The sequence below is a fragment of the Serratia sp. BNK-10 genome (assembly GCF_047456065.1).
In the GTDB taxonomy this organism is placed as follows: Bacteria; Pseudomonadota; Gammaproteobacteria; order Enterobacterales; family Enterobacteriaceae; genus Serratia; species Serratia ureilytica.
On record NZ_CP179894.1, the window covers coordinates 3,178,037 to 3,197,106 of the forward strand.

The window sequence follows — 19,070 nt, forward strand, 5'->3', positions numbered from 1 at the left end:
TACATATCAGTTGCGGCGCGGCGTGTGGCGGCGTTAACCAGGGTCTGGCCAATACGGTTAGCGCGAGTGGAAGTATGGGTGGGAGAACGGCCCTGCACCATCGCCGTGCAAAGGCGTGTGCAAGCGGCGTCAAAACGATTGGGGATGCAAAAATCAACGCATCGCGATGGAAAATGCCGAAAAACAGCGCAAGGTGCTCATTCCCTCAGCAAACGCGCTTTTTTTGCAGTTTAGCGCTTTGACAAACCCCGGATGCCCCGCTATTATTCGCCCCGTTCACACGATTCCTCTGTAGTTCAGTCGGTAGAACGGCGGACTGTTAATCCGTATGTCACTGGTTCGAGTCCAGTCAGAGGAGCCATATTTAGAGAAGCCCGCTTAAGGAAACTTAAGCGGGCTTTTTGCTTTTAAAGTTTTGAGATTGAGTGAGAGTGATAACTAGGACACTAGTTTTACAATATTCAGAGGATTCTAATAGTATAACTTTTTACTCATAGATATAGATTACACTACCAATGTTTGTCGTTACGATAAACTGACAATGAGAAGAAGTTACAGGCTATCCTTCTTATCCTTTATGGGCTGCAGAGTCACTGGTCAAGATGTGTTCTCTCTTAAGTCAGATTCGTTTTCCGTTCGCAATAGAAGGTATTAAACGACTATTTTTTGACATTTTCACTTGAGTATTGACTCCAGAATAATTAGATGTAATATTTTAGTTGTAAACAGGTAAAGCTAGCCCCGTATCTATAATCATTGATAGTATTGTTTAGATATCAACTGAGCTTTATAAATTAATTCAATTGCTAACCATTCAAGAACAAACTGAAAATGATGAATTTTTTATTAGGCGTTTTTTCAAGCATTATCGCTACCGGGGTTATTGTTTTCTTTGGGAAATTCTTATGGCCGAACTTCAAAGATAGATGCTTATACCATGGTGTACGTGTAACAGGGTCATGGGATGTTTACGAAGTTCGCAATGGGGAGGACGTAAAATCAGGGAAAATAGAGCTAAAACAACAAGGTAGATTAATTAATGGTACGAGCATAAGAACAAAAACGCGTGATGGAAGAGACTCCGAAAGAAAATTTAACTACAGTGGCTCAATTAGTGGCCATCAAATGACCCTAATTTTTGATGATTTACAGGGTAAAAATTTTGATACGGGTACATATGTTTTTATCGTACAAAATGATAGTAAAACAATGATAGGCATGACTACATTCCATGGAAAAACCGAGAATAAAATCGTTGCAGAATATAGAGTCTTAAAAAAGACCGCATGCTAAATAAACACATAAGAATAAAGAATTATTTTTATTTTATCAACGATAAACTTAGTTTTTTATGAATAATCTCACATAGAGGAAAGCGCACCAATTAAACTAACTCGATCCAACCAATGCCTAAGCCTCGAATATATTAACGTTATAGTTAAATAACTAAACTACGTGCCCAATGCCTTCGTACAGGAGGTGAAAACAGTAATAGCCAGATTATTGGCATCATCGCAACGGCACTTCGCCCCGTTCACACGATTCCTCAGTAGTTCAGTCGGTAGAACGGCGGACTGTTAATCCGTATGTCACTGGTTCGAGTCCAGTCAGAGGAGCCATATTTAGAGAAGCCCGCTTAAGGAAACTTAAGCGGGCTTTTTTCTTTAACGCTGAATGCATGGGCAGACAGCGTTACTCCTTGGCTATCGGCGCGTCATTCTCTTCAATTTTTACCTTGCCCTGAATATCCGCAATTTTCTTCTCCAGATCCGCCACCTGCGCTTTGCTATGCAGCAAGGTATAGGTCAGATCAAACTGCGCACTGGCGCCAGGCTGCAGCTGCTTAACGCGTTTTTGTTCGCGCTCAATAGTGACCGGGTAGGCATAGCTGGTGCCCGGCTCAATCCCCGTCACATACCCCTGTTTTAACGTATCGGTATTCTTCCACAGCGTCAGGACGGGTAATTGGCGGGTATCGAACTGAATCGCCACCCCTTTGTCGCCTGCGTTATTGACCAGCGCCGCCAGCGTTTGATGATTCGGATCCGATAATGGCTTAATGTTAAAGACCATTTCATCGAACCCTTTGGTTGGACCGGCATAGGTTCCCCAGCTCTTCAGCCCGGCTTTGGCATAGTCGTTAAACGGGCTGATGCTGGCGATCGGCGCCAGGAAGCGGGCGCCATTTTCCAGAATCGGCGCGCCGAAATTGCTGTGATAAATAATCTGGTAGTCATGGGGATAATCCGCCCGGTTGGTTAACACATCATGCAGGCTGAAACTGTTGCTGCCGGGCACGTAGCGCAATTCGGTCAGGGTTTGCAGATCGGCTTTTTTGAATGTGCTCTCTTTGATCAGGCCGCGAATACGAATTTCATACGGCGCCGTATCCGCTACCTCAACCTCAACCCGCGAGGCCGGCGTATTGCCCGCTTTGCCGTGCAACGTGTAAATTTGCCCTGCGTCGGTCACCGGATGACCGGTCCACTCATAGCCACAACGCACCATCATCTCATTGAAACCTTCCAGCCAGCCGAGCCCATTGCGGCTTTCCAGGTTGATAAAGGCGGGGTTGACCACCTCTTTGACCGGGGAATCCCATCCCATTTTCGCGCCAAAGCTTTCTGCCCGCAGGAGGTTCATGCCGCGGGTGGGGCTCAGCGTGATGGTCAGGCCATCCTCGCTGCGGATAATGACGACTTTGCTGCCTTCTTGCTTGCCGCCGTGCAACACTTTCTGCTCAATGCTGAACGTTTTATCCTTCACCTTCAGCGCCTCGCTCGAAATCTTCCAGTTTCCTTTCTCCACGCCATCTTCAGCGCTGGTCAGCACCCAACTCTGCGCCGCCGCCTGCCCTGAAATCAGGGCCGAAAACACCGCCATAACCCATGTCTTTTTCATTTCCCTTCCCCTTTAGCTGAATCGATTTTTTTCTAAGCAAAGAAAATCTACTGTTAAGCAGGTTAAAGAAATGTGATGAGCTTCACCGGGTGAGTATTTGAAGAAATAGCGCGATAAAAATACGAATTTCATCGCAGTTTTAATGAAAGACGTTGATTTTTTGCACACAAAACGAGCTGCTTATCAACATAATTTGTATCGTTTCAGCTAAGGAGCAAGGAGACAGTTACGGGCAAGCAAGACATCGCGAAGGGAGTGCGGGTGGCTTGTTTAACGCTATCCGGCCCAAACGAAAGTGCTCAGACAGCCTGCCCGTCTTGAGCCTCGTTGCTTTCACGGCCGCCTGCTTGTGTCAAAGGAGCCCTGGTGCACAAAGCCCGCACCGGGGAATCTGAGCGGGCTTTGTGCCTTTCTGCCGTTAGCGCTTACAGCACAAACTCGTAGTGAGAGCCGTCCGGCAGTTCAATGTCCAGGCGCAGTTTGCCGCCGGCCGCCTCAACATAGCGTTTAAGCGAAGACAGTTTCAGATCGCGGCCCGGTTTTTCCATCACGGCAACGGTCGGCTGCCTGATCCCCAGCGCCTGCGCCATTTCAACCTGCGTTTTCTGTACTTTTTCACGCAGCTCGGCAAGGTGAATGTTCAGCATGATGTCCGCCGCCAGCGCCTGCGCTTTGGCCACGACCTCGGGCTTTTCATCCGCAATAAGCTGTTCCAACGTTCTGCCCATCGCGTCACTCCTTCTCGTTTAATGTGTTCAGCCAGTTCGTGAATTCCCGATCGGCAACCTGGATCATCCGATCGTAAAAACGCTTTTCATTACCGGCTTTATTGCCCGCGCAAAGCACAATGCCAATACGGTACGGATCGAAAGCGAAGAATGCCCGCAACGGTTCGCCTCGGCACTGAATGCGCAACTCTTTCATATTGCTGTAACGTGAGCCTTTAACCGTATCGGCATAGGGTCTGGGCAGCCCCGGCCCCTTTTCCCGCAGGACCATCAATGCGGCAAGTACGCCGGCCCGATCGGCATCGCTGAGCGATCTGAACCAATGATCAAATGCATCCGTTGTTTTAATTTCCCACACGGGACCTCCCTAAAATATAGATCAGTAACTATATAGATGTAAAGCTATAGCAGAGAGGCGCTGGGATAGCATGCAAAGGCATGCGTGGTGACTGCAAGGCTGAACGTACATCCACGTATTTTGCAAACGCAGTGCGAGGCATTCACCTTTTTACGCACGGTATCGAACAATCGTTCAGAGGCACGGGGCGCTTCCCCGCCGCCCCTTTATGAACCCTGTCACAAAAAGCGCATAACGTTTTCGGCGTTCTGCGCAGCGGGCGATGAGCGACAAACTTGTTAACGCCACGTTACATCGGGTTAGGCAACATTGTTAACGCCGATTGATGCGTCAAACGCATCGCACCATGAGTTTATTGCGCTTATTTACTTTATTTTCCTGAGCGAGTCTTCAGCAACAGGCGCGGCGTCAAGCGCCAATAACAAACTGGAGATAAAGATGCATTCCTCTACCTCACCCATGACCACCCGGGCCAGAACCGGCGCGATACTGCGCGTCACCTCCGGCAACTTTTTAGAGCAGTTCGATTTTTTCCTGTTCGGCTTTTACGCTACCTACATCGCACACACCTTTTTCCCGGCCAGCAGCGAGTTCGCCTCGCTGATGATGACCTTCGCGGTATTCGGCGCAGGTTTTCTGATGCGCCCGATCGGCGCCATCGTGCTGGGCGCTTACATCGATAAAGTCGGCCGCCGCAAAGGGTTGATCGTGACCCTGTCGATCATGGCCGCGGGCACCTTCCTGATCGTGCTTATCCCCTCTTACCAAAGCATCGGGCTTTGGGCGCCGCTGCTGGTGCTGTGCGGGCGTCTGTTGCAAGGCTTCTCGGCGGGCGCGGAGCTGGGCGGCGTGTCCGTCTATCTGGCCGAAATCGCCACGCCGGGCCGTAAAGGCTTCTACACCAGCTGGCAGTCCGGCAGCCAGCAGGTGGCTATCATGGTGGCGGCGGCCATGGGCTTCGCGCTCAATGCGGCGCTGGAAGAAAGCGCCATTCGCGAATGGGGCTGGCGCCTGCCTTTCCTGTTCGGCTGCCTGATCGTTCCCTTTATCTTCTTCCTGCGCCGCAAGCTGGAAGAGACGCAGGAATTTACCGCTCGCCGTCACCACCTGGCGATGCGCGACGTGTTTAAAACCCTGCTGAAAAACTGGCCGGTGGTGATCGCCGGCATGCTGATGGTCGCCATGACCACCACCGCGTTTTACCTGATCACCGTCTATGCGCCGACCTTCGGCAAAAAGGTGCTGCTGCTCAGCGCTTCCGACAGCTTGCTGGTCACCCTGCTGGTGGCGATCTCCAACTTCATCTGGCTGCCCATCGGCGGCGCGCTGTCGGACCGTTTCGGCCGCAAACCGGTGCTGGTCGCCATGACATTGCTGACGTTGGCCACCGCCTACCCGGCGCTGAGCCTGCTCGCCGCCGCCCCCAGCTTCAGCATGATGCTGGCCGTGCTGCTGTGGCTGTCCTTCATTTACGGCCTCTACAACGGCGCCATGATCCCGGCCTTGACGGAGATCATGCCAACGGAAGTGCGGGTGGCCGGGTTCTCGCTGGCCTACAGCCTGGCGACGGCGGTGTTCGGCGGCTTTACGCCGGTAGTCTCCACCGCGTTGATCGAATACACCGGCGACAAGGCTTCACCGGGCTACTGGATGAGCTTCGCCGCGCTGTGCGCCCTGCTGGCGACGCTGTATATGTATCGCCGCATCGCCATGCCGCTGCAAACCGCGCGCTAAGCCGCCATCTCAAAAGGAATGATGCCATGCAAAAATTCACTCGTTCGATCCTCGCCGCGCTGGTGTGCGCCTCCTGCAGTACGGCGGCGCTGGCCAAAGACGTGACCGTCATGATCTCCGGCGGCTTCAAAGCCGCGCTGGAGAAGCTGGCCCCGGAGTATGAAGCCCAAAGCGGCGACAAAATCATTCTGGTGTCGGGCCCCTCGATGGGCAAAACGCCGCAGGCGATCCCCGCGCGGCTGGCGCGCGGAGAGCAAGCCGATGTGCTGATCATGGTGGGCGACGCGCTCACCCAACTGGAAAAAGAGCGCTGGACCCAGCCGGGTTCGCGCGTGGAGCTGGCCGATTCGCCGATCGGTATGGTGGTCAAACAGGGCGCGCCCAAGCCGGTGATAAAAACGGATGCCGACCTGCGCAATGTCTTGCTGCAGGCGGACTCTTTCGCCTATTCCGACAGCGCCAGCGGCCGCTATGTCAGCGGCCAACTGTTCAAAAAGCTGGGCATCGAGGAACAGGTGAAAGGGAAAGCGCATAAGATTGAACGCATTCCGGTGGCCTCTGAAGTGGCGCAGGGGAAATACGCGCTGGGTTTCCAGCAGGTCAGCGAATTGCTGCCCGTGGCGGGCGTGACCTTTATCGGCGAGCTGCCTGAAAACGTGCAGTACATCACCCGCTTCGCGGGCGCGGTAACCGCCAGGGCGGAACATCGCCGCGAAGGCAAAGCGCTGCTGGACTTCCTCGCCTCCTCTCAGGCCCAGCCGACCATTCGCGCGACCGGCATGCGAACCGTGCCGGCGCCGCAGCCGGTCAGGCAGAGTGATACTGTTCAGTAATCAGCTTTTCCAGCTCGGCGGAGACGAAAGACTGCATGCGGCCGCCGCGTCTGATGAGGCCTACGGTGCGTTTCACCACCGGCTCGACCAGCGGCACCGACGTCAACACCGAGTGCTCTGAAGCGGGCATCGACATGGCGGGCACGGCGGCAATGCCGATGCCCGCCTCAACCATGCCCAGCATGGTCGTCACATGGCGAGTTTCACACACGCTGGGGCGTTCCGGCACGAGGTGTTCCAGGCGCTGATCGAGCAGATTGCGATTGCCGGAGGTTTTATCCAGCGACACGTAATCCTGCTGATAAAACTCCCGCCAGGTGAGGCTCTTTTTACCGGCGAGCGGATGGTCTCGCCGGCAGGCGGCCACGTAGACGTCCCCCACCAACGGCACAAACTCAAGATTAGGCTGCAGCCGCCCGGCGAAGCAGATGCCGAAATCGGCCTGGCCGCCGGTGACCGCCTCGATGACATTGCCTGCGCTGCCGTCGATCAGTTTAACGCGCACGCGCGGATAGCGAAGCCGGAAACGGCGTATCACGTCGGGCATGAAATAGTAGGCCGCCGACGGCACCGTGGCGACGGTGACCAGCCCCACCCGCTCTTGGCTGACCTTATCGATATCAGCCATCACCGCTTCGACGTTCATCAGCAGCTGCTCCGAACGTTCGGCGAAGGCCTGCCCGTACAGCGTCAAGGTCACGCGCCGGGTGGTGCGATCGAACAGTTTGATGCCCAGCGCGTTTTCCAGCTTCTCAATCCTGCGGCTCAATGCCGACTGCGACAGGCAGATGGACTCTGCGGCCAGCCGAAAATTGCCGTACTCCACCAACGCGCGAAACGCATAAAGATCGTTGAGATCAAAATTCACGGGCATAACGGCAACCTATCCTTACCATGGCGCCAAAGGCGTAAAGCAACGATAATAGCCGCTTATTTAGCCGCAGCAACCGGTTTAACGCCGGAGCGCGCCTCGCCGTTATCCTCCCAGCAGCACCGTCCCCCAAATAATGATGGTCATTATCACCGCCACCAGCTGCGCTGCGCCGCCCAGATCTTTGGCGCGTTTGGATAACGGATGCAACGCCAGCGAAATGCGATCGACCACGGTTTCAATCGCCGTATTAAGCAGCTCAACCACCAGCAGCAGGAAACTGCAGGCGATTAATAACAGCCGCTCCATTTTTGTAATATCCAGAGTAAATGTAACAACCAGTAAAATGGCGTTAATAACCAATAATTCACGAAACGCATTTTCGGTCAGCGCGGCGTCAATAAAGCCGGCCCAGGAGTTCCTTATGCTGTAGGTTAATCGGCTTATTCCCTTTTTCTTTTCCACAGGCATGCATTCTGCTCTCTTCAGCATCACGGCGATCGTGGTTCAATAAATCACGCGCCGTGAATTTATCTCGGGTTTATTAATTAACGGCCTTAACCGTTCCACTCTGGCGACAATGCTTTCACTCACGCTCAGTCCCCCAAAACGAACGGCGCCGCACGCAATGCGCTTATTATCCTGATGGCGTTAAAAGGCGATGCGATATCAGTCGATTAAAGCGTCTTTTCGTACAAACGGTAGCGCTTATAAGGCACCGCGCCGATACGTTCTAAAATCGTCCGCATGCCGGTATTGGTTTCCAGGATCCACGACATTTCCAGCGCGTCGATATTGCGCTTGGCGAACGGCTCGCGCAGCGCCTCAATCAACAGCAATGCAATAATCGGCCCGATGCGGCTGAATTGATACTCCTGGCGAACGCCCATCAGCGGCACGCGCGCGGTGCGAACGCCGCTGACTTTCAGCCGCCACAATAACTTCGCCCAACCGAACGGCAATAACCGCCCCTGCAGATCGGCAATCGCCTCATTAATGTTCGGCAACCCGACGATAAAGGCGCAGGGCGCGCCATCCACCTCGGCGATATGGATCATATCGTCGGGCACCAGGAACTTCAGCTGATCCCCCATGGTGGCGAACTCATGCTCGGTGAACGGAACAAACCCCCAGTTATGCTGCCACCCCGAGTTGAACACCTCGCGCAGCACCTGCATCTCCTCGCGAAAGCGCTTGCGGTTGAGGCGGCGAACGGTCACCTTTTTGCGCACCTGATCCATCATCCGGGTCAGCGACGGCGAAAAATGCAGGTCGGTTCTTTTCATCCAATAAGCAAGCAAATCAATCCCTTCGCTATACCCTTGCTGCGCTATCTGGGCCGCGTAGTAAGGTTTGGCATGGGTCATCAGGGCCGACGGCGGCGTGTCGAACCCTTCGACCAGCAGGCCGCTTTCCTGATTGATATTGAGACTGAACGGCCCGGTGATTTTCCGCGTGCCCTTGGACCGTAACCACTCCTCCGCCGCCGTGAATAACGCGCTGAACACGGCGGGATCGTCAACGGCGTCGATCATGCCGAAGTGACCGGTATCTTCTCCGTGCAGCGCCCGGTGCAGAGAATCGATTTGCGCGGTGATGCGCCCGACGACCTTCCCCTGCTTTTTCGCCACCCACGCCTGCCATTCGATATGATCGGTGCCGGGATTCTTCTTTGACAGGTGCTCTTCGCGCTCTAAATACAGCGGCTCAATCCAGTTCGGGTCATCACGAAACAGTAACGAAGGGAAAGCAATAAATTCTTTAAGTTCGCGTTTATCCAGAACTTTCTCAATACGGATCATAAATAGCCTTACGTTTTAATAAAATAATTAAATATGAGCGCGACAACGCCTTTAGCATTTTTTATGCTGTTCTCTTTTATTGGATTGTGTATCGCCTCCGGTTCAACGATAAGAAAAACCGAATATTTCCCCCTGTGAACCAGCGCATTATTTGCCTATCACGCGCACTGAGGCGGCGTGATTAAAAAAAAAGGAAAGCCCAAAGCGGCGCTGACATGCTACGCTATGCGTGCTCTTTTATTATTTAGTGCTATTTGGGCGAAAGAAACCCGCCGCTTTAAGTGTACCGACTTTAATCAGGTGGCGCGCCGCCATTTTTACCACTTAATGCTCTTTTTAAGAATCAACTTAAATGAGGCATTCACTTTTTGATTTCTTGCGGCATACTGTTTAGGAAGTGTTTAAGTTCGAAGATAGCCATGCATGAGGTCATAACCTATGAGCAGACAGGTATTTCCTGCCCGACAGATGCAGACTAAAGAACGGCGAACCTCGGGTATTACAATCACCTCTCGTATATCTCCAGGTCGCCGCTCAAGGCTGATAATGCAGGCCGCTCACGCGCTACCGGGTTAATAACCGGCGTGCCGCTCAAGTACGGCAATATACGCAATTCGCGGAATGAAGATGGTTGAATAACAAACTTATTCAAAACCTATTCATAGTAAAACATCAATTACCTCGCCAAGAGTGATTTAACTCTTTTGGTGATTTTTAATCTATGGCTAAGTTTGTCTATGTCTGAAACAAGTTCCGTTCATTCTCTTCCCATGCGCTATGCGGACTTCCCCACTTTAGTGGACGCGTTGGATTACGCGGCGCTCGGTAATACGGGAATGAATTTTTACGATCGGCGCAATCAACTCGTGACCGTTCTCGATTATCGCACGCTGCAGCAAAAAGCGATCTCGGGCGCGCGGCGTTTATTGTCCCTGAAGCTCAAGAAAGGCGATCGCGTGGCGCTTATCGCCGAAACCAGCGCGGGGTTCGTCGAAGCCTTTTTCGCTTGCCAATATGCCGGCCTGGTGGCGGTGCCGTTGGCGATCCCGATGGGCGTGGGCCAGCGCGACTCCTACACCGCCAAACTGAAAGGGCTGATCGCCAGCTGCAACCCGGCGGCTATTATCAGCAGCGAAGAGTGGACGCCGCTCATCGCCTCCGCCACGGAAAACGCGTCAGCGATGCACATCCTCAGCGACGCGGATTTCAACGCATTGCCGGAGCCGGAGATCGCGCTGCCGGCGCCTTCGCCCGACGATATCGCCTATCTCCAATACACTTCGGGCAGCACCCGCTTCCCGCGCGGCGTGATCATCACCCAGCGGGCGGCGATGGCAAACCTGAATGCGATCAGTCGCGACGGGATCAAGCTGCGCGCGGGCGATCGCTGCGTGTCGTGGCTGCCCTTCTATCACGATATGGGCCTGGTCGGTTTCCTGCTGACGCCGGTGGCGACCCAGCTGTCCGTCGATTATCTGCGCACGCAAGATTTCGCCATGCGCCCGATGCAGTGGCTGAAACTGATCGCCAAGAATCGCGGCACGGTGTCCGTCGCCCCGCCGTTCGGCTACGATCTGTGTCTGCGCCGCAGCAACGCCAAAGAGCTGGCCGATCTGGATCTCTCCAGTTGGCGGGTCGCCGGCGTGGGCGCCGAGCCGATCCCGGCCGAGCTGCTCAGCCAGTTTGGCGAACACTTCAGCAGCATCAACTTCGACAGCAAGGCCTTCATGCCGTGCTACGGGCTGGCCGAGAACACCCTGGCGGTGAGCTTTTCCGATCCTTGCTCCGGCCCGCAAACCAACGCGGTCGACCGCGATATTTTGGAGTACGAGGGTAAAGCGGTCGCGCCGGGCAAAAAAACCCGCGCCGTCTCGACCTTCGTCAACTGCGGCCGTGCGCTGCCCGGCCACCGCATCGAGATCCGCAGCGAAACCGGGCAACCGCTGCCGGAGCGCCAGGTCGGCCATATCACGATTTCCGGCCCCAGCCTGATGAACGGCTATTTTTGCGATGCTGAGTCCCAGCAGCAAATTCAGGTGACCGGCTGGATGGATACCGGCGATCTGGGCTACCTGCTGGACGGCTATCTGTACGTCACCGGCCGCAAGAAGGATTTGATCATCATTCGCGGCCGCAATATCTGGCCGCAGGATATCGAGTACGTCGCGGAATCCGAACCGGAAATCCGTTCCGGCGATGCGATCGCCTTCGTGACCGAAGAACACGACGAAGCGGCCAGGATCATTTTGCAGATCCAATGCCGAGTCAGTTCGGAAGAGCGCCGGGAGCAGATCGTGCATTCGCTGAGCGCGCGCATTCAAAGCGAATTCGGCATCGCGGTGGACATTGAGCTGCTGCCGCCGCACAGCATTCCCCGCACGTCGTCGGGCAAACCCGCCCGCGCCGAAGCCAAGAAACGCTGGCTGAGCGCTTCGCTCTACCCGCAAATGCCGCAGTTGGCCGGTTTCGCGCAATGAGCGGCACCGTGGCGGTGACGGGCGCGACCGGCTTTATCGGCCGGCATATCGTCCGAGAACTGCTGGCGCAGGGGTTTAGCGTGCGCGCCCTGACGCGGCAAGCCGACAAAGCCGCCGCGGACAACCTGCAGTGGATCCCCGGCGCGCTGGAAGATCGGCCTTCGCTCACCGAACTGGTGCGCGGCGCCGAGTGCGTCGTGCACTGTGCGGGCCAGGTGCGCGGGCATGCGGAAGCGGTGTTCACCCGCTGCAACGTGACCGGCAGCCTGAACCTGATGCAGGCGGCCAGGCAAAACGGCCGCTGCAATCGTTTCTTGTTCATGTCGTCGCTGGCGGCGCGCCATCCGGCGCTGTCCTGGTACGCCCATTCAAAACAGGCCGCCGAGCAGCAGTTGATCGCCGCCTCGGGCGAGATCGCGCTGGGGATTTTCCGCCCGACGGCGGTTTACGGGCCGGGCGATAAAGAGCTGAAACCGCTGTTCAACGGCCTGCTGCGCGGCGTGCTGCCCCGGCTGGGCGCGCCTGACGCCAGGCTCTCTTTTCTGCACGTGAGCGATTTGGCGAAGGCAGTCGGCCAATGGTTATTGGCGCAGCCCGCGCAGCCGAATATTTACGAACTGTGCGACGGCGTGGCCGAAGGCTATGACTGGCTGCGCCTGCGGGACATCGGCGCCGCCGTGCGTCACGGGCCGGTGCGGCTGGTGGGTATTCCGCTGCCGCTGCTGAAAGTCCTGGCGGATATCAGCGTGGTGTGGAACCGCCTGATAAAACAGGAGCCGATGCTGACGCGCAGCAAAATACGCGAATTAACCCATCAAGACTGGTCCGCCAACAATCAGGCGCTGTCGCAACAGATTAATTGGTTTCCACAGGTGAGTTTGGAACGCGCGCTGCGTGAAGGGCTGTTTTAATTATTCCAAGTAGAGGTGTGTCAACGTTCTTATGCTAAATCGCGATGCTGTAATGGATTATATCCTGACGTGTTTGCAAGGTATCGTCGAAGGCGGAGTGGAAATAAAACCTGATAGCGATCTCGTCAATGATCTTGGCCTGGAATCCATCAGAGTCTTGGATCTGCTGATGATGCTGGAAGATGAATTAGATATCTCCATTCCGATCAATATATTGCTTGATGTCAGAACGCCTGAGCAACTGCTTGACGCGCTGCGCCCTTATCTGGAGAAAAACCATGGGACTGTATGATAAGTTTGCGCGGCTCGCGGGCGATCGCGAACAGTTTCAAACCTCCGGCCTGAATCCGTTCGGTACCTGCATCGACGAAGTCTATTCCGCCACTCAGGGGCGCATCGGCGATCAAAAGATTGTCCTCGCCGGCACCAATAACTACCTTGGCCTGACGTTCGATGCGCAGGCGATCGCCGCCGGCCAATCGGCCCTGGCCGCACTCGGCACCGGCACCACCGGCTCGCGCATGGCGAACGGCAGCTACGGATCGCACCTGGCGCTCGAACGGGAGCTGGCGGCATTCTTTGATCGCCCGAGCGCCATCGTGTTCTCCACCGGCTACACCGCCAACCTGGGCGTCATCAGCACGCTGGCGGGGCCGGGATCCGTGGTGTTGATCGACGCGGACAGCCACGCGAGCATTTACGACGCCTGCGCCCTCGGCGGCGCGGAGATTATTCGCTTTCGCCACAATGACGCCGCCGATCTGGAGCGCCGCATGGTGCGCCTGGGCGAACGCGCCCGCGAGGCGCTCATTATCGTGGAAGGCATCTACAGCATGTTGGGCGACGTCGCCCCGCTGGTGGAAATCGTCGATATCAAGCGGCGGCTGGGCGGGTATCTGCTGGTCGACGAAGCGCATTCCTTCGGCGTAATGGGCGAACACGGCCGCGGCCTGGCCGAAGCGCTGGGCGTCGAGCAAGACGTAGATATCATCATGGGCACCTTCAGCAAAAGCCTGGCTTCGATCGGCGGTTTCGCCGTCGGCGGCAAGGGGATGGACGTGCTGCGCTACAGCAGCCGGCCGTATATCTTTACCGCTTCGCCGTCGCCGTCCAGCATCGCGTCGGTGCGCACGGCGCTGCAAAAAATCGCGCGCCAACCCGAGCTGCGGGAAAAACTGTGGAGCAACGCGCACCACCTGTATCACGGCCTCGCCGAGCTGGGCTATACCCTGGGGCCGCGCATCAGCCCGGTAGTGCCGGTGATGATCGGTTCGAAGGAGGACGGCCTGCGTTTCTGGCGTGAGCTGATCGCCCACGGCGTGTATGTGAATCTGGTGCTGCCGCCGGCCGCGCCGGCGGGCGTCACCCTGCTGCGCTGCAGCGTCAATGCCGCGCACAGCGATGAAGAAATAGACACCATCGTGCGCGCCTTTGCGGCGCTGAAAAAATAAAGCCTTCCCTCTCGGCCGCGGCGGCGGCGAAAACGCCATCGCCGCCCTGCCGAATCGCTGCGCCTCAGCGCGCAGCCGGTGATGCCCCATCAGCCGAATAGCGATACCCCTGCACCGCCATAAATTCCTCGATGGCTTTTTCCGCCGCCGAAAGCACCTCCTCGATCGGCCGATCGGCATCGAGATCCACGATGTCGGCGCCTTCGAAGGTCAATAACGGCGTGACGGCGATCTTCTTCTCCAGCGCCGCTTTGCGGTGATCGGGTTTACGGGCGCAGGCCACGTCCAGACTGACATTCAGCTTGAGCACCAGATCCGGTTTTTGCTTCGCCATCCACTGGAACGCCGCCCGCTCCCGCGCCGCCAGCCAACGGACGAAACGGCTGCCTTCAACATCGACGGGAAATACCGTGCCGTCATAAGCGCCGGGGATTTGCGCCTGCGGAAAACGGTCGGTCAGCACGATATATCCCTGCCGCCGAAACGCCAGCATGCGGCGAAACCGCAGCAGCCGCCGCCCCACGAAGGCGATGATCACCGCCGACGGCAACAGGCCGATGCGGGATTTCTTCGTTTTGACTTTTTTGGTATTGCTTTCGATAGCCTTGCCCACCGAACGCCCGAGCAGCGGCAGTTTCGCCGCCGCCCGCCCGACGTTGCCCGCCTGTTTGCCCAGATGCACCTGCACCGCCGGGCCATAATGTTTCACATATTCGATCAGATGTTCACAAACGGTGGACTTACCCGATCCGTCGCTGCCGATAACCGCAATCAGCGGCGGAAATTTTGCATTCATAATCAGACTCTCTTTCAATACACCAGAAACGGCATGCCCTATTTGAAACGAAATATCGCTCACGGCCGCGACGGCAGCGCGAAGATAATTGCCATGACGCCGCGCCAAACCGCACAAAAGATTAAGCGAAAATGGAAAACCTCTGCTTTTTTTTCGCCGTCAGCCAGGCCGAAAGTTAACATAAAAAGCGAAACTGGCTCACGCCCGGCCAATTAGCACAAAATAACAAGAACGAACGCCATAAATATCAATTCAAATAACAAACAGGAATACCGAACCCATTATTTTATCGCAGCAAAGCACAATAAATATCTTGAACCCAAGGCGTATTGGAATACAATAGTTTTTTTCGCATTGGATTAATTATTGTGAGTCAGCAGATAAGACCTTCATCTGATCGCTCGCCCGTGCGCGTAATAGCGATAACCGGCTGTGACGGCTCGGGAAAATCCACCCTGGCCGCCAGTCTGGTCGATGCCTTATCGGCGCAAGAACCTGCCGAACTGCTTTATCTCGGCCAGTCTTCCGGGCGTATCGGCGAATGGATCAGTTCGCTGCCGATTATTGGCGCGCCCTTCGGGCGTTATTTGCTGAAGAAATCGCAGCGCGTGCACGATCGCCCTGCTACGCCGCCTGATAATGCCACGGCGCTGGTGATCTTTTTACTTTCCTATTGGCGCGTTTTTAAATTCCGCCGCATGCTGAAGAAAAGTCGCCGCGGCGCATTGCTGATTACCGATCGTTATCCGCAGGCCGAAGTGGCGGGATTTCGTTTCGATGGCCCGCAGCTGGCGAAAACCGCCGGCGGCAATCGCTGGATACGCTGGCTGAGAAAACGCGAACAACGTCTGTACCACTGGATGGCGTCTTATCAGCCCTTATTATTAATTCGGTTGGATATTGACGAGCAAACGGCCTATTCACGCAAACCCGATCACTCGTTGGCGGCGTTGCGTGAAAAGATCGCCGTCATCCCGCACCTGACGTTTAACGGCGCTAACATATTGGATTTGGACGGCCGCGAGCCGGCCAAGCATATTTTCGATGCTTCGCTGCGCGCCGTTAAAATATCGCTGAGGGCCGCCAATGCCTAGCCGCCAAATAACCTTTTCGTACCGAAACAGATGAAAAAAAATAAACTCACTGCCGAGCAGGATACCTCTCACAGCTGCATCACCGGGCTGATTGCCGTGGTGGGCAGCGACGGCACGGGCAAGTCCACGCTGACCGCCGATCTGGTGAAAAACCTGCAGCAGCATCGCCCCACGGAGCGCCGCTATTTGGGGCTGATCTCCGGCGAAGACGGCGACAAAATCAAGAAATTGCCGTTCATCGGCGTGTGGCTGGAGCGGCGCCTGGCGGCCAAATCAGATAAAACCCAGCGCATGAGCAACAGGCCGCCGGCGCTGTGGGCGGCGCTGATCATGTACGGCTTTTCGCTGTGGCGCGCCGCCAACCTGCGCAAGGTGCGGCGGCTGGCGCAGAGCGGCGTGCTGGTGATCAGCGATCGCTACCCGCAGGCGGAAATTTCCGGTTTTTACTACGATGGGCCCGGCATCGGCGTGGAACGCGCAAAAGGCCGGCTATTGCGCCGCCTGGCGGCGCGCGAACGCCGTTTATATCAACGCATGGCCGTCTATCGGCCGGAGCTGATCATTCGCCTGGATATCGACGTCGATACGGCGTTTACCCGCAAGCCCGATCACAGCTATGAAGAGCTGAAAGACAAGATTTCCGCCATGGTGCGCCTGCAGTACAACGGCGCGCGCATCATCGAGCTGGATGCCAGAGCCCCTTACGACGAGGTGCTGAGCAACGCGCTCAACGCCATTTCCGCCGTAGTGAATCCCGCGAAGCGCCCACAGAGCGACATCGGGCAACCCGGCGAAAACGCCGGTAAAGAAACTCAGGTTTATTAAAAAGAGACAGGGCAAGCGCATGAGTGCGGAACACAAGATGCACAAAAATAACGATGATGGCTGGTTTAAGTTATGAAACGATGGTTTTCCGATGGCGCGTTTCGTTCCATTTTACGTAATGCCGCCTATTTAGGCTCCGGCAGCGTCGCCAGCGCACTGCTTGGCCTGCTGGCGCTCTCCTGCGCCGGTAAAGGCATGTCGCCTGAAATGTTCGGCGTGCTGGTGGTGATCCAGGCCTATACCAAAGCGGTCAGCGATTTCATCAAATTCCAGACCTGGCAGTTTGTGGTGCAATTCGGCACCCCGGCGCTGGAGCATCAAAATACCGGGCGCTTCCGCGACGTCGTCGCGTTCTCCTTCGGCCTGGATATCGCCAGCGGCGTCATCGCCGTGCTGGGCGGCATGATCATGCTGCCGTTCTTGTCACACGCCCTGGGGCTGGACAGCGAAAGCTTCTGGCTCGCCATGCTGTACTGCACCCTGATCCCGTCGATGACCTCGTCCACGCCGACCGGCGTGCTGCGCGCCTTCAACCGCTTCGATCTCATCGCCATCCAGCAGGCGATCAAGCCGTTCCTGCAGGCGGTGGGCAGCGTCATCTCCTATTATTTCGATCTGGGGTTCCCCGGCTTTATCGTCACCTGGTACGCCTCTAACCTGATCGGCGGCACGCTGTTTTGGTGGTTCACCGCGCGCGAGCTGCGCCGCCGCGATATCCACGGCGCGCTGAGGCCGCGCCTGTTCAACGTCGCGCGCCGCATCGAGGGCGCCTGGAACTTCGTCTGGACAACCAACATCGCCCACACCATCTGGGCCGCGCGCAACTCCTGCACCACCGTGCTGGTGGGCGTGGTGCTCGGGCCGGCCGCCGCCGGGCTGTTCAAGATCGCCATGACCTTCTTCGATGCGACGGGCACCCCGGCCAAGCTGCTGGAGAAAAGCTTCTATCCCGAGATCATGCGTTTGGATCCGCGCACCAAGACCCCGTGGCTGCTGGGCCTGCGCTCTTCGCTGCTGGCCGGCGGCATCGGTCTGGCCGTCGCGGTGTTGATGTTGCTGGTGGGCAAGCCGCTTATTTCCGCGGTCTTCGGCCAGCAATACCTGGAAGCCTATGACCTGATTCAAATCATGCTGGGCGCGATCATCGTCTCGATGATGGGCTTCCCGCAGGAATCCTTGCTGTTTATGGCGGGCAAGCAGCGCGCTTTCCTGATCGCGCAGGCGACGGCCTCGGCGGCCTACATTGCGCTGCTGGTGTCGATGGCGTATGCCTTCGGCGTGCAGGGCGCCGCCTTCGCTTATTTACTGGGGCAATGTTTAGACGTGCTGTTATCCCTGATACCGACGATCGGCGCCTACCGCAATCGCTTTATGTTGGGGCTGAATGTGCCCAAAGAGAGTAATCAATGACCGCTAACACGAATTGGAAGAAGTTCTCCGCCGAAACCACCCAGGCGCTGTTTGTCGCCGTGGAAGAGGATGACCTGGTCGAGGCGAATATCAGCCTGCCGCAGCAGATCGATCTGGAATGCTCCCCCGAGAGCATCCGGGACAACTACGCGCTGTGCCTGCAGTTTTGGGAAGACGGCTTTTCCCGCCGCGAGCTGCTGCAACTGGTGAACGGTTTCCTGCAAGACCCGCAGTTGGCGGCGGCTACCCGCATGCGCTACAAATATATCCGCGCCCGCTATAAGCACCTGCGCTTCGCCCAGCAGCTGTACGGCGCGCCCCACCGCGCCAACCGCCTGTTCCACACCACCACCGTGGTGCTCGGCCATTTTCAGGACGCGTTTCGCAACGGCAACCAGAAGAACCTGACGCTTTACGGCAACCTGCTGCGGCTGCTGCTCAGCAAGCCGGTATGGTCTTACGTGCGCTATGCGCTACGCCACACCCGCCTGGAAAGCGCGCAGGGCTTTATCGCCTACCGCCAGGAGCAGATGCGCCAGCTGCAGACGCTGATCGCCGGCCCGGCGCTGACCGGGCATCAGTTCCACGACGTGCGCAAAATCGTCAGCCGCCAGGTGTCGTTTTACGACACGCTGAGATCGATCGATCCGGATAACCGCGAGGCCCGGCAGATCTCGCGCTTCCTGGCGGCGATTAACGGCCTGATGGGCGACCGGCACGACGTGATGGTGGCGGACAAGCTGGCCGGCGGCGATATCTATGACCGGCCGGCGACGCTGGACATCGACATCCGCCAGCGCCTGGAGCTGCTGCTGGCGCGTTTTCCGCTGTCGTTTTCCCCGTCGGCCGTCGCGGCCGGCAGATAAGCGCGTTGCCCGT

19 protein-coding genes and 2 tRNA genes are annotated in these 19,070 nt (G+C 56.5%); 14 read left to right on the plus strand and 7 right to left on the minus strand.

Annotated features, from left to right (window positions below; all coding sequences use genetic code 11):
- Positions 1-285: 285 nt before the first annotated feature.
- From ACMGG9_RS15350 to ACMGG9_RS15360, 3 genes are all read left to right on the plus strand, one after another.
- Positions 286-361 (plus strand) — tRNA-Asn (locus ACMGG9_RS15350).
- Positions 362-831: 470 nt separating this feature from the next.
- On the plus strand, positions 832-1,293 hold the full coding sequence (locus ACMGG9_RS15355) for a hypothetical protein (protein ID WP_414161537.1): 462 nt from the start codon (positions 832-834) through the stop codon (positions 1,291-1,293).
- Positions 1,294-1,543: 250 nt separating this feature from the next.
- Positions 1,544-1,619: transfer RNA gene (locus ACMGG9_RS15360), tRNA-Asn, on the plus strand.
- 73 nt (positions 1,620-1,692) lie between these two features.
- Here the strand turns inward: ACMGG9_RS15360 and ACMGG9_RS15365 are convergent.
- From ACMGG9_RS15365 to ACMGG9_RS15375, 3 genes are all read right to left on the minus strand, one after another.
- The gene (locus tag ACMGG9_RS15365; protein WP_414161538.1) at positions 1,693-2,901 is read right to left on the minus strand and encodes an aldose 1-epimerase family protein; all 1,209 of its coding nucleotides are present in this window, start codon (positions 2,899-2,901) and stop codon (positions 1,693-1,695) included.
- 425 nt (positions 2,902-3,326) lie between these two features.
- Positions 3,327-3,629, minus strand: a complete 303-nt coding sequence (locus ACMGG9_RS15370) for an XRE family transcriptional regulator (protein ID WP_016927038.1) — start codon at positions 3,627-3,629, stop codon at positions 3,327-3,329.
- A 4-nt stretch (positions 3,630-3,633) separates the two neighbouring features.
- The gene (locus tag ACMGG9_RS15375; protein WP_089194950.1) at positions 3,634-3,987 is read right to left on the minus strand and encodes a type II toxin-antitoxin system RelE/ParE family toxin; all 354 of its coding nucleotides are present in this window, start codon (positions 3,985-3,987) and stop codon (positions 3,634-3,636) included.
- A 438-nt stretch (positions 3,988-4,425) separates the two neighbouring features.
- Between ACMGG9_RS15375 and ACMGG9_RS15380 the strand changes: the two genes are divergently transcribed.
- Both ACMGG9_RS15380 and ACMGG9_RS15385 read left to right on the plus strand, forming a co-directional pair.
- The gene (locus tag ACMGG9_RS15380; RefSeq protein WP_033643756.1) at positions 4,426-5,721 is read left to right on the plus strand and encodes an MFS transporter; all 1,296 of its coding nucleotides are present in this window, start codon (positions 4,426-4,428) and stop codon (positions 5,719-5,721) included.
- Positions 5,722-5,747: 26 nt separating this feature from the next.
- Positions 5,748-6,554, plus strand: a complete 807-nt coding sequence (locus ACMGG9_RS15385) for a substrate-binding domain-containing protein (protein WP_414161539.1) — start codon at positions 5,748-5,750, stop codon at positions 6,552-6,554.
- Here the strand turns inward: ACMGG9_RS15385 and ACMGG9_RS15390 are convergent.
- The 3 genes from ACMGG9_RS15390 to ACMGG9_RS15400 form a co-directional block, all read right to left on the minus strand.
- A complete protein-coding gene (locus ACMGG9_RS15390) occupies positions 6,529-7,428 on the minus strand; it encodes a LysR family transcriptional regulator (protein ID WP_089197228.1) in 900 nt (299 codons plus the stop codon). The genes ACMGG9_RS15385 and ACMGG9_RS15390 overlap by 26 nt on opposite strands.
- 102 nt (positions 7,429-7,530) lie before the next feature.
- Entirely contained in the window at positions 7,531-7,917 is a 387-nt protein-coding gene (locus tag ACMGG9_RS15395) for a diacylglycerol kinase (protein WP_223524775.1), read from the minus strand.
- Positions 7,918-8,102: 185 nt separating this feature from the next.
- On the minus strand, positions 8,103-9,227 hold the full coding sequence (locus tag ACMGG9_RS15400) for a DNA-binding protein (RefSeq protein ID WP_042785021.1): 1,125 nt from the start codon (positions 9,225-9,227) through the stop codon (positions 8,103-8,105).
- 177 nt (positions 9,228-9,404) lie between these two features.
- On the opposite strand from ACMGG9_RS15400, the gene ACMGG9_RS15405 reads away from it, so the two are divergent.
- From ACMGG9_RS15405 to spt, 5 genes are all read left to right on the plus strand, one after another.
- Positions 9,405-9,599, plus strand: coding sequence for a hypothetical protein (locus tag ACMGG9_RS15405; RefSeq protein WP_145957729.1), 195 nt, complete (start codon positions 9,405-9,407; stop codon positions 9,597-9,599).
- 365 nt (positions 9,600-9,964) lie between these two features.
- Positions 9,965-11,704 (plus strand): fatty acyl-AMP ligase, encoded by a 1,740-nt coding sequence (locus ACMGG9_RS15410; RefSeq protein WP_033643761.1) that lies wholly within the window; start codon positions 9,965-9,967, stop codon positions 11,702-11,704.
- On the plus strand, positions 11,701-12,615 hold the full coding sequence (locus ACMGG9_RS15415) for an NAD-dependent epimerase/dehydratase family protein (RefSeq protein WP_223524771.1): 915 nt from the start codon (positions 11,701-11,703) through the stop codon (positions 12,613-12,615). Before ACMGG9_RS15410 ends, ACMGG9_RS15415 begins: the two co-directional genes overlap by 4 nt.
- Before the next feature lie 31 nt (positions 12,616-12,646).
- Positions 12,647-12,907, plus strand: a complete 261-nt coding sequence (locus ACMGG9_RS15420) for an acyl carrier protein (RefSeq protein WP_015378483.1) — start codon at positions 12,647-12,649, stop codon at positions 12,905-12,907.
- A complete protein-coding gene (gene spt / locus ACMGG9_RS15425; protein WP_414161540.1) occupies positions 12,894-14,066 on the plus strand; it encodes a serine palmitoyltransferase in 1,173 nt (390 codons plus the stop codon). Before ACMGG9_RS15420 ends, spt begins: the two co-directional genes overlap by 14 nt.
- A gap of 64 nt (positions 14,067-14,130) precedes the next feature.
- On the opposite strand, the gene ACMGG9_RS15430 is transcribed toward spt, so the two are convergent.
- Entirely contained in the window at positions 14,131-14,862 is a 732-nt protein-coding gene (locus ACMGG9_RS15430; RefSeq protein ID WP_101453898.1) for an ATP-binding protein, read from the minus strand.
- Positions 14,863-15,230: 368 nt separating this feature from the next.
- Between ACMGG9_RS15430 and ACMGG9_RS15435 the strand changes: the two genes are divergently transcribed.
- The 4 genes from ACMGG9_RS15435 to ACMGG9_RS15450 all read left to right on the plus strand — a co-directional run bounded on the left by ACMGG9_RS15435 (position 15,231) and on the right by ACMGG9_RS15450 (position 19,057).
- The gene (locus tag ACMGG9_RS15435) at positions 15,231-15,956 is read left to right on the plus strand and encodes a hypothetical protein (protein WP_144236209.1); all 726 of its coding nucleotides are present in this window, start codon (positions 15,231-15,233) and stop codon (positions 15,954-15,956) included.
- A 30-nt stretch (positions 15,957-15,986) separates the two neighbouring features.
- Positions 15,987-16,781 (plus strand): hypothetical protein, encoded by a 795-nt coding sequence (locus tag ACMGG9_RS15440; RefSeq protein WP_414161541.1) that lies wholly within the window; start codon positions 15,987-15,989, stop codon positions 16,779-16,781.
- A gap of 72 nt (positions 16,782-16,853) precedes the next feature.
- A complete protein-coding gene (locus ACMGG9_RS15445) occupies positions 16,854-18,191 on the plus strand; it encodes a lipopolysaccharide biosynthesis protein (RefSeq protein ID WP_004935553.1) in 1,338 nt (445 codons plus the stop codon).
- Positions 18,188-19,057, plus strand: a complete 870-nt coding sequence (locus ACMGG9_RS15450; protein ID WP_033643767.1) for a hypothetical protein — start codon at positions 18,188-18,190, stop codon at positions 19,055-19,057. The genes ACMGG9_RS15445 and ACMGG9_RS15450 overlap by 4 nt, the downstream gene beginning before the upstream one ends.
- Positions 19,058-19,070 lie beyond the last annotated feature (13 nt).

Coding starts and splice junctions, on each gene's coding strand:
- ACMGG9_RS15355 (WP_414161537.1), top strand. CDS start 832: ATGATGAATTTTTTATTAGGCGTTTTTTCAAGCATTATCGCTACCGGG.
- ACMGG9_RS15365 (WP_414161538.1), bottom strand. CDS start 2,901: ATGAAAAAGACATGGGTTATGGCGGTGTTTTCGGCCCTGATTTCAGGG.
- ACMGG9_RS15370 (WP_016927038.1), bottom strand. CDS start 3,629: ATGGGCAGAACGTTGGAACAGCTTATTGCGGATGAAAAGCCCGAGGTC.
- ACMGG9_RS15380 (WP_033643756.1), top strand. CDS start 4,426: ATGCATTCCTCTACCTCACCCATGACCACCCGGGCCAGAACCGGCGCG.
- ACMGG9_RS15385 (WP_414161539.1), top strand. CDS start 5,748: ATGCAAAAATTCACTCGTTCGATCCTCGCCGCGCTGGTGTGCGCCTCC.
- ACMGG9_RS15390 (WP_089197228.1), bottom strand. CDS start 7,428: ATGCCCGTGAATTTTGATCTCAACGATCTTTATGCGTTTCGCGCGTTG.
- ACMGG9_RS15395 (WP_223524775.1), bottom strand. CDS start 7,917: ATGCTGAAGAGAGCAGAATGCATGCCTGTGGAAAAGAAAAAGGGAATA.
- ACMGG9_RS15400 (WP_042785021.1), bottom strand. CDS start 9,227: ATGATCCGTATTGAGAAAGTTCTGGATAAACGCGAACTTAAAGAATTT.
- ACMGG9_RS15410 (WP_033643761.1), top strand. CDS start 9,965: ATGTCTGAAACAAGTTCCGTTCATTCTCTTCCCATGCGCTATGCGGAC.
- ACMGG9_RS15415 (WP_223524771.1), top strand. CDS start 11,701: ATGAGCGGCACCGTGGCGGTGACGGGCGCGACCGGCTTTATCGGCCGG.
- ACMGG9_RS15420 (WP_015378483.1), top strand. CDS start 12,647: ATGCTAAATCGCGATGCTGTAATGGATTATATCCTGACGTGTTTGCAA.
- spt (WP_414161540.1), top strand. CDS start 12,894: ATGGGACTGTATGATAAGTTTGCGCGGCTCGCGGGCGATCGCGAACAG.
- ACMGG9_RS15430 (WP_101453898.1), bottom strand. CDS start 14,862: ATGAATGCAAAATTTCCGCCGCTGATTGCGGTTATCGGCAGCGACGGA.
- ACMGG9_RS15440 (WP_414161541.1), top strand. CDS start 15,987: ATGAAAAAAAATAAACTCACTGCCGAGCAGGATACCTCTCACAGCTGC.
- ACMGG9_RS15445 (WP_004935553.1), top strand. CDS start 16,854: ATGAAACGATGGTTTTCCGATGGCGCGTTTCGTTCCATTTTACGTAAT.
- ACMGG9_RS15450 (WP_033643767.1), top strand. CDS start 18,188: ATGACCGCTAACACGAATTGGAAGAAGTTCTCCGCCGAAACCACCCAG.